A 15328-nucleotide genomic window follows, 5' to 3' on the forward strand; every position below is an offset into this window, starting at 1 on the left:
CCAACCAGGCTACAAAGCGGATGATTAACAATCCGCCGCCTGATTCCGTCATGCGGTGGGTATGATCGTTGCATGACAAGTCAACTCGCAATCAGGCTCGATGACGACGACCTTGCGGCGTTGGACGAACTCGCTCGCCGTGACGGACTCACCCGATCCGAGGCGGTTCGTCGAGCCATTCGACTTCAGACCGAGAACACCATCGCAGCGCAAAACCGCGCCGAACTCGACCGGGTAGGCGCGCTGCTCGGGGTCGAGCCGGGGTCACGATGGCTCACCGGCGCCGATGTGATCACAACCCTTCCCGACGACGAGTTCGCTGCCGATATCGCCGCTGCACTTGGAGCTGACTCAACCGACGACATGGTGGACCCATGGGCCACCTAGCCGTTCCACTTCCTGCCGTCTTCGACACCTCCATCTTCGTTGGCCAGGAACGACGCGGGCTCGGCGTTCTTGCCGAGTGGGCGCCCGTCGTCTCGGTGATCACGGTGGCCGAATTGTCATTCGGAGTAGCGGCTGCCGGCTCCGAGGAGATCCGCGACCGGAGGGCCGCGACACTGACCGATGCCCGCAGTGCACCAGTGGTTGGCCTTGACGATAACGGTCCGGTGGACGTGGTGACTGCTTGGGTACGCCTCAGGAGCGGCCTCGCCGGCAGGATGCCGGCCAATGACTCCTGGATCGCCGCAACCGCCTTGGCACTGAGAATCCCAGTACTCACTCAAGATGACGATTTCGATGCCGCATCGAAGATGATCCAGGTTGTGCGGGTCCCCTCACCTGCGACCACCGGGTAGGCCGGTTGTCAATTGGTTGACGTGGCTCAACCCTTGACGGTGATCGGGTCGGAGAGGGCCTGATCGGCGATCACCGTGGGGTCGAGCGAGACGTCCTTCCACTGCTTCTTGGCGAACATCTCGGTCTGTTCGGTGAACAGCGGAGAGGTCTGGTCATCGGTCTGTCCATAGGTGAGGATCGTGCGGATCTGGGGGCCGCCCTTGGCGAAGTCCACCGACATGATGAAGCTGGAGCCGTTGGTGACCGGGTAGCCATCGGTGGTGAGGTCCGTGTCGTCGGTGACCCAGTCGGGCAGCTCCCGCACCGGCTCGCTGGTGCCGCCCAGCCCCCCGCGTCCGACCACGTTGGTGATGCCCTCCGAACCAAAGCCACCAGGTATGGAGGCCCCATCGTCGACACGACCATCCCGCTGGAGTTCGCCGAGCTTCACGTTGACCTTCAGCTGCTGGGAGTCCATCAGTTGCACCGCTTTGGCCAGGCTGGTGAGCACCGGGTCGCCGTCGGGCCCCGCCTTGACCAGGCCGTTGGGGGTCTCCAGCGGCTTGGCCGGATCGAACTCGTTGGCCCAGATCGACACATCGCCGAATGCTGCGAGAAACTCGCGCCACACGACGGCACCGACCGAGTCGGGGTCGAAGTGACCGTCCCACTCATCCAGCACCCTGCAGGCATCCGCGAGATCGATGTCGCCGGCAGGGGCGATCCCATCGCCGGGCTTGTCGTCCTCTCCGGCGGGGCCCAACAGCGCGTCAACCTTGACCGGGCCGCCAACGGCCTCGCACCGGCCGACCACGTCCTGGCGCAGTTGGGCCGCCGTATAGGCCTGGTCGTCCAGCGCGGCGGCCTGCAGCTCATCCAAACTGAACTTGTTGTCGTCCCCGGCGAGGCGCTTGGTATCGGCCCCGTCGAGCACCGCAAGATTCTGCAGGGTTCGGGCGGACCGCTCGGTGTCCTGGCGGCCGTGCAGCGGGGAGTAGTCACCTTCGATCAGCTTGTTGCGGTTGGCCAGCCAAAAGCTGTCGTTGGCGTTGAATACATAGTCGTCGCGCTCCAACATGGGCATCTCCGAGTACGGCTCGAGCCCCGGATCCCGGGCGCCGTCGACGTCTTCCCAGCGGTTGTAGCCCTTCGACCCGTCCAGCAGCACCGCACCCGAATCGGCCGCTGCCGACGTGATGAAGTCGCCGTCGAGCGCCTGCTGGTAGGCGGCGAGCGCCTCCTCGGACAAACGCGGGGTGGCCGAGGTGTCCGCGTACCAGGCCCGGCCGTCCTTGCTGACGGCGACCGTATTGAACAACGGCACGCCCTGATACTTCTTGTGGGCCTCGACAAACTCATCGAAGCTGCCCGCCGTGTCCATCGCCCGGTACTGCTCGAGGAACTCGTCGTTGTCGATGTTGGCGTCCCGGTAGGTGATGGCGGTGTCCCCGGTCCAGCCAACCCCTGGGAAGTCGATGACCGGACCAAACTCGGTGCTCCACATGGTGCGTTTCTGGTCGGTGACCTTGCCCGAATCGTCGGCCACCTTCACCGTGATGTCCTTGGACGTCATCTTCTCGGTCTGGCCGTCGATCACATACGAGGTGGGGTCGCCCGGGGCGAGGGCGAGTTTGTAGGCGGTGAAACGGTTGCCGGCCGACACGGTGTGGGTCCACGCGAACTCGTCGGTGGTGCCGATGCCCACGCCTGGAAGACCAAGCAACTGGGCGCCGTAGATATCGGAGGGTTGATCGCCGGTGACCGTGAGGTGGTTCTCCCAAAAGCGCAGCTCTCCCTGCCAGGGGAAGTGCGGGTTGGCCAACAGCATGCCGCCGCCACCCTCCGAGTTCTTCGATCCGATCGCCCAGCCGTTGGAGCCCTGCTCCTCCGGGGCGACCACGCTGGTGGTCGTCCCGCCCTCCTCGACCGAGGTGGACGAAGCATCGATCGGGGCTGCGTTTGGCGGTTGCGCTGTGGCGATGAAACCGGTGAGACGGGCGCCGGAGGCATTCAGCGCCACCGCCCGGGCGTAGGCGTACGCATCCTTGGGGTCAAGTGGTACCACCCACGGCTCACCGGCACACCAGCCGGTGACGCCGTCGGCACCCACCTCCTTCAGTTGGGCGTTCCAACCCGCCACGAAGGACGCCATCAGGTCCTTCACATCATCGGAGGCCTTCTCGAAATCGGCATCGGCGATATCGCCGATGCCGATCGAGCGCCAGGCAAAATCGGAGTTGATGTTCTCGTCCGCTTCCCCGGGCCCCATGAATTCAGCCTTGCGACCCCGAACCTTCAACACCTGATCGGCCAGGCTGCACGCGTGATCCTGACCAGAGGCGTAGCCCTGCCCGAAGGTGACGTCATCCAACGTCTCCCCGGAGATGTGGGGGACACCACCCTGAGTACGGGTGATCGTGGCCGAGTAGGCGTCGCCAGTGCCGATCACCGTTGCTTTGGCGGTGTCGCCATCGTTGGTGTCGCCATCGTTGGTGCAGCCGGTGATGGCCATCGCCGCCGCCAGGCCTGCTGCAAGCAGGGTTCGGCCTCGGACCAGCCCCTCACTCAGTCGACGGCTTCGAGGAGATTCGGGACGATCCGAGCGTTGCGTGTGGTTTGCCATGGCAGCCCTGACACTAATGCGTTCAACGGCCTTTGACGCCCCCAGACCGGCGAGCCCAGGTCGCGCACACCGGGGACCGCAACTCCGCACCAACATCGAACGCCTGTACGTTCATCGGATAACATCACCGCCATGGTGGCTCCGCTCCCAGCCCCGGTTCTCCCCGCTGCGATGCTTCCTCCCGCGGCCGAGGTCACATTCTGTCCGGCAGACCCGCCGCGCCGCTCGTTGGTCGCCTGCCATCTGCCCCAATCGGACCAACAGCAGGACGACCTGTTCACCGCGGCGGTCACACCTCCCAAGCTGCCCGGCGAGCCGACGCTGTTCACCCACGTTGCGCCCGCACGCCCCGGGGTCAAGCCGACGGCGCTCGACATCATGGCCAATTTGGTGCCCTTCATCGATCTGGTGCCGCAGCTGCTCGCAGCGACGGCAACGGCAACCCCATCTCAGCGCGCCATGGGTGAGGTCGTGCGCACCGGGCTGGCGTTGGTCGCCGCCGGACGCCTGCTGCCGTGCGTCACCCCCACGGGCTGGGACGCCTGGGCCGTCGCACCGCTGGGCAGCGACGACCAGGCCGCATTGAGCGCGCTGGCCGCGTCGCTCCCGCCAGAGGTGCACGCCACCCCACTGCCGGGCACCCGCAGCGGCACTCGGCTGTCAGGGGCCGAGGCCACGGTGCTGGCCGTGTGGGATGCGTTGGCCGACTCGCTGCCGAGGGGCGAGGCCTCCGAATCGCTTGCCGGAAGCCACCTGTATGCGGCCTCGTCCCCCACCCGGGTGCCACACCTGCGCACGTGGGCGGCCAAGGCCATCTCGGAGAAGTGCCGGGGCGCCGCGTTGGAGCTGTGCCTGGCCCCACCGACCTCGATGGAGGGCGGCGAGCCGTGGAAGCTCAACCTGCGGCTGCGCAGTCGCGCCCACCCCAGCGTGGCCGTGTTCGCCGCCATCCTGGCAGCGAGCGAGGAGCGGCACAGGCTGGGACCAACCCCCTGGGAGGACCTGCGCAACGAACTGTCACGCGCCGGCGCCCACTGGCTGGTGCCCCCGGAGCTGGCGGCGGTGGATCACCCCACCGACACCGAGTTGACCGACGAACAACTCGACGCGCTGATCGAGGCCGCCAACGAGTTGAAGCGGGCGGGCATCAAGCTGTTCTGGCCCGAGGACGCAGACCTCACCACCGTGCAGGTACGCGTCGAACTGCGCCCGCCATCGTCTGGCGCCTTCGGCATGGAGGAACTGTGCGACACGCGGTGGCGGGCCCACGTGGACGGGCGGCAGCTGAGCACAGACGAACTCAACCAACTCCTGTCCACTCGGCGGCCGTTGATCCGCACGCCCGACGGCTGGGTGCGTGTGCCCGAAGAGATCACATCCAAGCTGAGGCAGCGGGGGCCGGAGATCACCGTCGGTGCGGCGATGGCCGACATCATGTCCCGGCTGGGGAACGAGCTGGGCGAACCCGAGGGTGCCGGGCTGGGTCGACTGGCGCTCGAGGACCTGCATGCAGCCGAACCCGACGTGGTTGCGGCCCCGGAACTGGTTGCTCGGGCCCGCCGACTGGCCGACCTTGCCAACGAGCAGCCCACAACCGGGCTGGACATCGCCGGCCTTCAGGCCGACCTGCGCCACTACCAGACCAGCGGCGTGGCGTGGATGGCCGGTCTGGCCGAGCTGGGCATGGGAGGCGTGCTGGCCGACGACATGGGCCTGGGCAAGACCCTGCAGACGATCGCCCTTCACCAGCTGCTCCACGGCCCGGACGCCCCCAGCGTCCCGCCGCTCGGCACCGGCAAACCCGGCACTGTCTCAAACGTCGAGACCGACGAGGCCCTCCCATCTCCGCTCGGCCCCACGCTGGTGGTGGCCCCCACGTCGCTCTTGGGCACCTGGGAACGGGAATGTCAGAAGTTTGCTCCCACAACACCGGTACACCGGTACCACGGCACCCGCCGCGACCTGGGCGAGCTGGCCGACAACGCCATGGTGATCACCACCTACGGCGTGCTGCGCCGCGACCACGGCGAGCTGGGTCAACGCACCTGGGGCATGGTGGTGGCCGACGAGGCCCAGGCGGTGAAGAACCCCGTGTCACGTGCCGCCCGATCGCTCCGGCGGGTGCCCGGGCGGTTTCGTCTGGCGCTCACCGGCACCCCGGTGGAGAACCACCTGGGCGACCTGTGGGCCCTGATCGACTGGGTCACGCCGGGCCTGTTGGGCTCCTACGACGACTTCCGCAACCGCTTCGCCGACCCGATCGAACGACACGGTTCTCAGGGGCGCAACGCCCAACTGCGTCAGCGCATCGCTCCGCTGGTGTTGCGTCGCACCAAGGCCGACCCGCTGATCGCCCCGGAGTTGCCCAACAAGATCGAACGGGATGTGGTGGTCGGCCTCACCACCGAGCAGGGGGCCCTCTACGACGCTGCGGTCGCAGAGGCGCTGGACCGAATCGCCAACGCCGAAGGCATCGCCCGGCGCGGCCTGGTGCTGGCGCTCCTCACGTCGCTGAAGCAGATCTGCAACCACCCTGCCCACTACCTCGACGACGGCTCCGCCCTCGACGGTCGCTCCGCAAAGTTGGAGGCCTTCGACGATCTCCTCGACGGCACCCGGGATGCGGGCGACGACACCCGCGCCGAACCGACCTTGGTGTTCACCCAATACGTCGCCATGGCCAAACTGCTTGCCGCCCACCTGGCCGGGCGCGGAATCAGTCATGCGATCCTGCACGGTGGGCTGACCCCCAACGAGCGCCAGCGCCTTACCGACGAGTTTCAGGCCGGTCGCATCGAGGTGCTGTTGTGCTCGCTGCGGGCTGCAGGCACCGGGCTGACCCTGACCCGGGCCACCCAGGTGATTCATTACGACCGCTGGTGGAACCCGGCGGTCGAGGACCAGGCAACCGACCGGGCCCACCGCATCGGCCAAACATCCACCGTTTCGGTGCACCGACTGATTTCCGAGGGCACGGTGGAGGAGCGGGTGGCCGACGTGCTCACCCAGAAGCGGCAGCTGGCAGGCGCCGTCATGGGCACCGGCGTCGACGGCTGGATTGGCGGCCTCAACGACAGTGAACTGGGCAACCTGGTGAGGCGCCATGGGCCGTCCAACAGCACCGATGAGGCGGCATGAGCGGCCCACCCGACAGCACCCCGGACGGCGAGGCTCCGGCCTGGCATGGCCAGTGGCTGCAGACCGCTGCGGAGTGCCTCGACGTGTCACCCCGGGCGCTCACCGTGGCGCGGACGCGTCTCGGTGAACCGCAGGCGGACGCCACTTCGGCGCTTCGTCTCACCATGGAACCTGGCCGGGTGGTGGCCGTCGACCCGGCATCCTCGCATCGCACCGTCATGACGATTCGCCAGTGGGGGCCCGCACGATGGGCACGCACCCGCAGCGCGTTGGCCGACGACCTGGCGATCGAGCGGTCGCTGGCCACCGGCCGCATCCATCCCAGGCTGCGGCACACCATGATGTCCCTGCGGGCCGACCCGATGCCTGGCCGAGCCGACCTGTCGGCGGAGTGCGGCTGTGGGAGGGATGGCTGCGCTCACCTGGCTTCGCTGCTGGTGGCTGTGGCCAACGAGGTGGCAGACGACCCACTGCTCCTGTTGATGCTGCGGGGCGTCGACCGGGGGGACCTGGGTGGCCAATCCCAACTGGACGAGATCCCACCGGGCTGGCCGCGGGCGCGAGACCCCGGTGTGGCCGCCGAGACGGTCTGGAAACGCCCGCAGCTCCCGCTGACGCCCGCAGCTCACCGGCCCCCCACCGAACGCACGCGGGTTGGTTCGCCACCCGCAGACAGCGGCCTGAGCCGGGCTTCGCTGGGAGCATTGGCCGATCTCGCCGCCCATCGAGCGGCCGCACTGCTGGCCGACGCACAACCAGAGGCCGACGGTGGCCTGGGTGTTCTGGCCGAACGTTTGGTGGAGCGTGGTCTGGCTGCCACCACGGTGGCTGCCAGAAGCGGCCTCAGCAACGACGAGCTCGAAGTGCGCCGACGCGCACGGGTGCTGGCCGGTGAGGCCGGCCTGGCGGTGCTGCTGGACCGCTTCGACGCAGATCCCGACGACCTGGCCGATGGGGCATCGGCGCTTGGGGGCCGCGTTCGGCAGCGGGCCAACCTGGTGACGTCAGGGCCGACCGGACGCCAGCTGCGCATCGACCGCAGGGGCAAATGGTGGCTGCTGCGCTCCGATCCCGAACTTGGCTGGGTGCTCGCCGACGGACCGAGCGACGACCCAGGCACGCTGTGCAGCGACTGACCGGGAACCCTGCTCGTCACCCACCGGTTCGGTACTGGATAGCCTCCGGAGATGAGCCGGCCCCACCCTCTCACTCCCGAGCGCATCGTTCGCGCCAGTATCGAATTGGTGGACGAGGAGGGTCTCGATGCCCTGTCCATGAGGAAACTGGCGCGGCGCCTTGGGGTGGAGGCCATGTCGTTGTACCACCACGTTCGCTCCAAGGAGGCGCTGCTCGACCTGATGGTCGACCGCATCTTTGACGGGGTCGAAATCAAGCTCGACGAGGAGCGGTGGCAGGACCAGATGGCCAACGGCATGACCGCCCTGCGGGAAGGCCTGATGGCCCACCCCAACCTGTTGCCGGTGGTTGCCACTCGCCCCGTCATGAGCGTGGACACGATGGGGCTGGTGGAGTTGGCTTTGGCCGCACTGATCGACGTCGGTTTCACGCTGGAACGGGCCCGCCAGGTGGTGACCGTGCTGGTGTCGTTCGTCGTCGGACATGCGCTCACCGAGGCCGGCGCCTCCCCCATGATCTTTGACGGCTACGACCGGGAGACTGTGGCGACGTTTCGCCACAGCATCAACCGGGAGGACCTGCCGTTGGTCGCCTCCACGATCGGGACCACACCCGACGACCGCGAAGCCGAATTCCAACTTGGCGTGAAATGTCTCGTGCAAGGCATCTCAGCCGAGCTGGAACACGGCCAGATCTGACCCCTACGGTGTCGTCATCGCAGCCTCACTGATCCTGTTGGCCGCCGGGCTGGGAACCCGCTTCGGCGGCCCCAAGCAACTTGAACCGGTTGGTCCCAACGACGAACCGATCTTTGCCATCACCGCCGCGGCGGCGGCACGAGCCGGAATCAAGCGCTTGATTCTGGTGACCCGCGCCGAGGTGGAGGAACGTTTGCTGGCAGCGGCCGACACCCACGTGTCCGGCATGGAGGTGGTATCGGTCCGCCAAGACCTCGCCGGGCCGCCCCGAACCCGTCCGTGGGGCACCGCCCATGCCGTGGCCGCATGCGCCGATGTGCTGGATGGACCTTTCGGTGTGGCCAACGGCGACGACCTGTACGGCAACCCATCGCTCAGTCTGCTGGCCGATGCCCTCGGCGACCGCCCCGACGAGGGCACCCTGGTGAGTTTCGAGTTGGCGGGCACGCTCAGCCCCCACGGTGGCGTCTCCCGGGGCATCTGTGACGTCGTCGATGGCACGTTGACCTCGGTGGTGGAGACCCATGGGCTGAAGGCCGATCCGAACGATGCCGAGGGCGGCGTGGTCGACGACTCGGGCGGCCGCTACCGCAACGACACGCCTGCATCGATGAACCTCTGGGGGCTCCCCCGAAGAGCGGCGCTCAACATGGCCGAACGCTTCCAACGGTTTCTGGCCGACGACCCCGGACCGGACGACGAATTTCTCCTTCCCACCGAGATTGCCCACATGATGAGCCGGGGGGCGCTACGGGTCGGGGTGGTGCCGTCTTCTGGTCGATGGACCGGGCTGACCCATCGCGATGATCTGCCCGCTGTGCGCGCCGCCCTTCGCGAGGGCGGGTAAGCGCCACCCGAACCGGGTCAGAAGCCGCAGGCGTCGACTCCCTCAAACACGCCATTCTGGAATGCCTCGATACGGTCGAACGCCAGGCTGGAGCCTGACGCACCCTTCTCGTCGGCGCTGGTGAACTGAATCAACGCCGACAGCGCCTCGTCCAGGTCCCCGCCCGAGATCGACAGCTCGCGGGTCGAGTTCGGGTCGGGTTCCACTCGATCGGCCACGAGGGACCCGGAATAGGCACCCACCAAGCACGCACGCTGCTCGATACTCTCCTCCGAGGTGATCTTGGCGTCGTCTGCCCCCTGCTGTGCCTGAAGCGCAACGCCGTAGTGCATGCCCAACAACAGTCCGGTCGCAAAGTCACCCGAGTCGGCGTTGAGCTCCGCCATCCACGGTCCATCGAAACGGATCGAATTGTCGCTGGCGCAGTAGAACACCTTGCCGTCGGCGTCGCCTGCGCTCAGGGTGGTGTCACCGCAGGTGACCTTGTCGGTGTCGGGGTCGAAGCCCTCCACCTTGCTCAGCGGTTTGAAGGAGGGGAAAGCGGCTTTCATCCAAGCGTCGAAGTCCGGCACCAGCGAGTCGACCAGTTTCGAAAACTCCATGTTCCCTCCGGTGCTGTACTCCTCCTGGGTGAAAGGCAGTTGCAACACCTCTGGTGGGGTCGTCTCGTAGTCGACGCAGGCCTGCAGGCCCTTGGTAAACCCATCCCGGAACGCGCGCACCCGGTCAAATCCCGACCCGTGTGCCGCAGGGTCGTTCGGGTTCGTGCCCGGCTCGTCACGGAACTCCAGCATGCCCCCCAGTGCCGCGTCGAGACTGCCAGGGGAAAGGCTGAGGTTGGGGCTGTCCCCATCGTCCACCCATTTGGTCCAGGCGCCGGCAAAGCAGTCGGCCTGTTGCTCGAGGTACACGGTGGGTACGTTGCCCCCGGATATCCCCATCTGGTCCTGAACCGCGTGGCCCCATTCGTGGGCCAGCACCATGGCCACCGCGTAACTGCCGAAGTTTTTGTACAGCTTGGGGAACAGGTTCTCGTCGTCGAACGCAATGAAGCCGCCCTCGGAGCAATAGAACGCATTACCCACGAGGTCGTCGGCGCTGGGCTGCTGACCGGTACCGCATGCGGGCGGCGGATTGTTCTGGCTGTAGGCGAAGATCTTGTCGTTGGGGATCGGCTCGAACTCTTGTCCAAAGACCTTCGGCATCTTGGTGGTCCAGAACGCCTGGATGTCCTCAATCGACAACTCCAGCGTTTCCACATACGGACGGGCGTTCTCCCCCAACGCCGGGCGCCCGGGCTGCTGGGGCCTGTCTTCACGGTTCGGAATCTCAACCGAGGTGCCGCCGGGACCCGCCGGGGCGGCACCGGTGAGGGCGCGCTGCTCTGAGAGGCCGGTGGAGCAGGCGGCAGCAACGACTGCAGTGAAGGCGATCAGGGCTATCAGTCGGGTTTTCATGTCTCTCCCTTGGGGTGATCCCACGAAGGTATCGGGGCCTTGCCGATCGGCAACGCCATTCGGCCTGGGCCTGCAGGCGTTCTCAGCTACGAACTGGGTCACTTCTCAGGCTAAGGCCCGTCGCGGCCGGCCGGCATGAGATCGGCGGTGATGGCCAGATGGTCGCTTCCGTACAGCGCCACCGCCTCCGATGACACCACCCTCAAGCCTCGCACCCCCATCCAATCGATGCGGCGTCGCGCGTTGGGGTACGGGTAGGTCGGTCCCGTGGGCACGGCGGTCAGGCCCGCCCCCGCGAAGGCCGGCTCGACGAATTCCTCGGTCAGGTTGAAGTCACCCGTGATCAGCGCCGGGTTCGGGCGGGCCGCCATGGCTGCAGTGACCACAGCGAGTTGCGCAATGGCCTCGATTCGGCCCGAACCGCTGCGCCCGGCGTTCTGTAGATGGGCGCCTGCCACGCTGACGGCGCGTCCCCCCAAGGGAATCGCGGTGAGCAGGGCCGAACGGTTTTCGGCCCCGCGCCGCGCCGGCAGGGCAAGCACCTCGGTGCGTCGGGGCAACGATCGGCTGAGCAGGGCATTGCCGTACCACCCGGGCGTCAGGCGCCGCGCCGGAGCAAACAGCGCGTGATAGCCAAGCCGTTTCGCCAGCATCTGCGTCTGGTTGCGAAACCGCGATCGCCACACCCGGTGGTCCACCTCACACAACACCACCACGTCGGCGTCCAGCTGGGCGACCCCGGCGATCAGGCTTTCACTCTTGGCAAACCAGGTGCTGCCGGGGGCGCCGTGATGAATGTTCCAACACGCCACCCGAAACACCCCCCGCTGAGTCACAACGCAGAGCGTACCGAAGCGCCTTGTTCCTCAACCCAGACATCCAGGCGGGTCCACAAGTCAAAGAGCCACTCGCGTCGCTCGGCGTGCCCGTCGGGAATGTCACACCGCGGGATGCGCCACAGCTCGACGGTCACCGGACGCCGAAATGGCAGGGCGGCCAGAATGGCCCGCAACCCGCGCAGCCCGGCCAATCCGTGGTGCGCGAACACCACCACGTCGGCCTCGGGAGCCGCATCGAGCAGTGCGAACGTGCCGCCCCAACGGGGCGGCATCGTGTGACGAAGCGCAGCCGCACGGTCCACCAATTCGGGGTGATGCTCCCCAAGACGTTCCACGGCTCGGGCCCGCTTCTCCTCGGTGCCGCGGGTCCCCTCGGGGAAGATCACCACGGAGTCGTTCTGCCCCAGGTCCGAGGCCAGCCTCGACAGTGCCGCGAGTTCCCCTTCGGTGTCGGTGCCGGAGCGGTCGGCGAAGTAGTTGGGCAGGCGGTGGCCCACGACGTCGAGCAGTGGTACCACCTCCAACTCGCGCTTCAGCACATATCGCAGCGACAGCCCGGAATCACTCAGCGCCAAAGCGGGAAACAGCGTGTCCACCAGGCTGACGTGGCGGCCCAGCACCATCAGCGGTCCGGGCGTGAGATGCTCGACGCCCTCGATGGAAAACCGCAGACCCAGCACGGAGCTGAGCAGCGCCAGCAGCCGCCCAACCCACCAACGCTGGAGCGCGCGATGTGCACGCCGGCTCGGCCCACTCTTCAGCGCCAGGCCGAATCCGCTCACGACCCACATGATGGCCACCACGACCAACATCGCGCACTCCAAAACGCCGTAGGCGATGGCGAAGATCCAACCACGCACCAAGGGCAGACGGGGACGGAGTCGCAGCAGGTCAACGATCACCATCAGCGGGAGCGCAACCGGCGCCAGCACAACGAGCGTCACCGTGAGGGCCAGGGTGGCGGGAACCGTGATCAATCGCCGCGTGAGCGGGTTGCGCATCGGCGATTCAGCCATTTGATTCATGTTCCATCACGGGAGCGTACCCCCCGATGGCATCGCCCCAACCTCCAAAACAAGACGCCTGACCGTAGTCTCGCGACATGAATCAACGCCGCAGTCAGCGAAGCATCCGTCGATCCGCCGCCGTAGTGGTCGCTGCGCTGTTGGGTACCGTCGCGTGCAGCGCCACCGGCGCAACCTCCGTCGCCAAGTCGGTCGCCTCCACCTCCACCCCCGCATCCCTCTCGACTGCACCCACTTCCACTTCTCCCACGAAAGCGGGCGACGTTCACGACGCCGGCAGCTTCGCCGTGGGTTCGCGCCAAGTGACCGTGGTCGACGATTCGCGATCCACCGACGCGTGGGGTGGGCGCCCGGAACTACCGCAGCGAACGCTTCCCACGCAGGTGCTGTATCCGGCCGAGGGCGATACCGAATCCCCCGAGGTCACGCCCAACGCAACCCCCGCTGACGGTCGGTGGCCCCTGGTGGTGTTCTCGCACGGCCGAGGCGGCACCGGACCCGCCTACGTCAACACGCTCAAGGTATGGGCGTCAGCGGGTTACGTCGTCCTGGCCCCCACCTTCCCGCTGACCAGCGCCGAGACACCGGGTACGCCCAAAACCGACGATCTGGTCAATCAGCCCGCCGACGTCAGCCGCCTCATCGACTGGGCCACCGACCTGCCCGCCGAGGAACCTTTGGCGAGGCAGATCGACACCGAACGAATCGGAGTCGCCGGCCACTCCCTCGGCGGGTTCACCTCGCTGGCCGTCGGGTACAACCCCAAGGTGCGCGACGACAGGGTGGACGCCGTGGCCGAGTGGGCCGGGTCCTATCTTCCGGGTTTGGCGGACGGTGGAGCGCCGGTTCAGGACGGACCTCCCCTGCTGGCCATTCACGGCGACGCCGACGGCACCGTGCCCTACGCGCTGGCCCAAAACGCCGTGGATGCAGTCGGCCCACCATGGCGCCTGATCACGTTGGTCGGCGGTGAGCACATTCCCCCGTACGTCACCGGAACCGCCGACCCTTACGGTGAGGTGGTCACCGACGCCACGCTGGCCTTCTTCGACGCCACGCTCAAGGCCGACCCGACGGGTCAGGCCCGGCTCGAGCGGGTGGTCAGCCAGGCCGGCGCCGACGTGGCCATTCTGAACACCGGGGAGTAAGCCAACGTGCCCATCCCCCGTCGACATCTCCGCCTCGATGACGAACCGATGAACTCGGCGTTGGCGCTGCTGCGGCGCGATCTGGAGGTACCTTCCGGATTCGAGCCCAACGTCTCGAGGGCCGCGCAGACGGCCACCGACCGGTTCGCCACCAGTCGGACGGACGCCACCGACCTCCCGCTGGTGGCCATCGATCCACCGGGAGCCCGAGACCTGGACCAGGCGTTCGCCCTGGTCCGCTCCAACGCCGGCTGGGTGCTGCACTACGCCATCGCCGACGTCGCCGCCTTCATTGTGCCCGGCGATGTGATCGACCTCGAGTCGCGCCGGCGAGGCAGCACCCTGTACCTACCCGACCACAAGGCCCCGCTGCACCCTCGTGAACTGTCCGAGGGAGCCGCCAGCCTGTTACCCGGTGCAGCACGTCCGGCCGTGTGGTGGAAGCTCACCTTTGACGTCGAGGGCGGTTTGGTCAACACCGAGGTGCGGAGAGCCACGGTACGGGTGCGGGTGGCCACGAGCTACGAGGTGATCACCACCATCCTCGCCGACCACGACGGCGCGACCAACCACGAAGCGACCAACCACGAAGCGACCAACCACGAAGCGGCTTCGGCGGAAGGTGTTGGGGTCTCGGCTCAGTCAATCGATCTGCAGGATCCGGGCAGCGACGCCCTCGGCCCGGCGGCCAAGCGGGGGATCGACCTGGTGGAGGTAGCCACCTCGCTGCGCGACTTCGGCAGCTTGCGACTGTCCATTCAGGCCGACCGGGGTGGCGTCAGCCTGCAGCTACCGGAACAGGACGTGCAGGTAGACGCCTCCGGCAACGTGCAGTTGCTGGCCACGCCCTCGCTTCCGGCCGAAGAGTGGAACGCTCAGATGTCGCTGGCCACCGGCATGGCCGCCGCCGCCTTGATGCTGACCTCAAAAACCGGCCTACTCCGCACGCTCCCCAGCGCCGAGCCTGAAATTCTCGCCGAGCTGCGACGGGCGTCCGAGGCCCTCGGCCACCGATGGCCCCCTGACGACGATGCCGCCGCAGGCGGCCCCAACCACGTGTACGGCCAATGGGTTCGGTCGCTTGATCCGTCCACCCCGGTCGGGGCCGCGCTCATGCTCAGCGCCACCAAGGGGCTGCGCGGCTCGGGGTATGCAGCGTTTCACGGTGAACCCCCCGAACTGACCACGCACGCAGCGGTGGCTGCTCCCTACGCGCACGTCACGGCACCGCTGCGACGCCTCGGTGACCGCTACGCCACCGAGATGGCGCTGGCCGCGTACGAGCACCGACCGGTCCCGGCTTGGGTGCTCGACCAACTCGACGACCTGCCTCAGATCCTCAACGACGCGAACCGCCGCGCAGCATCGGTGGATCGGGCGGTGATCGATCTGCTGGAGGCCGCCGAGCTTGCCTCGCAGATCGGTGCCGAGTTCTCGGCGGTGGTGCTTTCGCACGCGCGAGACGGCCTCCGGGTGCAGGTGACCGATCCGCCGGTCATCGCGGACGCCATTGGGGAGGCGAACGACGGCGACACCGTGCGGGTACGCCTGAGTGACGCCGACCCGATGAAGCGGCTGACCCGCTTCAAGGTCGTCCCCCAACCGGCCGACTGAGTTACGGCGATTCTTGACGGGG

Annotated in this window: 12 protein-coding genes; 8 read left to right on the top strand and 4 right to left on the bottom strand. The window is 67.3% G+C overall.

Annotated elements, in window-relative coordinates; all coding sequences use genetic code 11:
* Positions 1–72 precede the first annotated feature (72 nt).
* Both MPARV_RS22410 and MPARV_RS0107205 read left to right on the top strand, forming a co-directional pair.
* A complete protein-coding gene (locus MPARV_RS22410) occupies positions 73–387 on the top strand; it encodes a ribbon-helix-helix protein, CopG family (protein WP_012229652.1) in 315 nt (104 codons plus the stop codon).
* Positions 375–800, top strand: coding sequence for a PIN domain-containing protein (locus MPARV_RS0107205; protein ID WP_012229653.1), 426 nt, complete (start codon positions 375–377; stop codon positions 798–800). The genes MPARV_RS22410 and MPARV_RS0107205 overlap by 13 nt, the downstream gene beginning before the upstream one ends.
* 26 nt (positions 801–826) lie before the next feature.
* On the opposite strand, the gene MPARV_RS0107210 is transcribed toward MPARV_RS0107205, so the two are convergent.
* Positions 827–3403 (bottom strand): penicillin acylase family protein, encoded by a 2577-nt coding sequence (locus MPARV_RS0107210; protein WP_020377761.1) that lies wholly within the window; start codon positions 3401–3403, stop codon positions 827–829.
* A 132-nt stretch (positions 3404–3535) separates the two neighbouring features.
* Between MPARV_RS0107210 and MPARV_RS0107215 the strand changes: the two genes are divergently transcribed.
* Genes MPARV_RS0107215 through MPARV_RS0107230 form a run of 4 tightly spaced genes read left to right on the top strand, consistent with a single transcriptional unit; the run spans position 3536 to position 9223 of the window.
* Complete coding sequence (locus MPARV_RS0107215; protein WP_020377762.1) at positions 3536–6541, top strand: DEAD/DEAH box helicase; 3006 nt, start codon at positions 3536–3538, stop codon at positions 6539–6541.
* Entirely contained in the window at positions 6538–7677 is a 1140-nt protein-coding gene (locus MPARV_RS0107220) for a hypothetical protein (RefSeq protein ID WP_020377763.1), read from the top strand. The genes MPARV_RS0107215 and MPARV_RS0107220 overlap by 4 nt, the downstream gene beginning before the upstream one ends.
* 51 nt (positions 7678–7728) lie before the next feature.
* Positions 7729–8376: a TetR/AcrR family transcriptional regulator C-terminal domain-containing protein gene (locus tag MPARV_RS0107225; protein WP_020377764.1), complete on the top strand. Its 648-nt coding sequence runs from the start codon at positions 7729–7731 to the stop codon at positions 8374–8376.
* Positions 8377–8413: 37 nt separating this feature from the next.
* Positions 8414–9223, top strand: coding sequence for an NTP transferase domain-containing protein (locus MPARV_RS0107230; RefSeq protein WP_012229660.1), 810 nt, complete (start codon positions 8414–8416; stop codon positions 9221–9223).
* Between the two features lie 17 nt (positions 9224–9240).
* Here the strand turns inward: MPARV_RS0107230 and MPARV_RS0107235 are convergent, their stop codons facing one another.
* The 3 genes from MPARV_RS0107235 to MPARV_RS22420 form a co-directional block, all read right to left on the bottom strand.
* Positions 9241–10680, bottom strand: coding sequence for a neutral zinc metallopeptidase (locus tag MPARV_RS0107235; protein ID WP_012229661.1), 1440 nt, complete (start codon positions 10678–10680; stop codon positions 9241–9243).
* A 110-nt stretch (positions 10681–10790) separates the two neighbouring features.
* The gene (locus MPARV_RS22415) at positions 10791–11516 is read right to left on the bottom strand and encodes an endonuclease/exonuclease/phosphatase family protein (RefSeq protein WP_020377765.1); all 726 of its coding nucleotides are present in this window, start codon (positions 11514–11516) and stop codon (positions 10791–10793) included.
* Positions 11513–12535 (bottom strand): lysophospholipid acyltransferase family protein, encoded by a 1023-nt coding sequence (locus tag MPARV_RS22420; protein ID WP_020377766.1) that lies wholly within the window; start codon positions 12533–12535, stop codon positions 11513–11515. Before MPARV_RS22420 ends, MPARV_RS22415 begins: the two co-directional genes overlap by 4 nt.
* Before the next feature lie 86 nt (positions 12536–12621).
* On the opposite strand from MPARV_RS22420, the gene MPARV_RS0107250 reads away from it, so the two are divergent.
* Both MPARV_RS0107250 and MPARV_RS0107255 read left to right on the top strand, forming a co-directional pair.
* A complete protein-coding gene (locus MPARV_RS0107250) occupies positions 12622–13692 on the top strand; it encodes an alpha/beta hydrolase family protein (protein WP_012229665.1) in 1071 nt (356 codons plus the stop codon).
* A gap of 6 nt (positions 13693–13698) precedes the next feature.
* Positions 13699–15306, top strand: a complete 1608-nt coding sequence (locus MPARV_RS0107255; protein ID WP_157789501.1) for an RNB domain-containing ribonuclease — start codon at positions 13699–13701, stop codon at positions 15304–15306.
* Positions 15307–15328: the final 22 nt, after the last annotated feature.

It is taken from the genome of Candidatus Microthrix parvicella Bio17-1 (genome assembly GCF_000299415.1).
GTDB lineage: Bacteria > Actinomycetota > Acidimicrobiia > Acidimicrobiales > Microtrichaceae > Microthrix > Microthrix parvicella.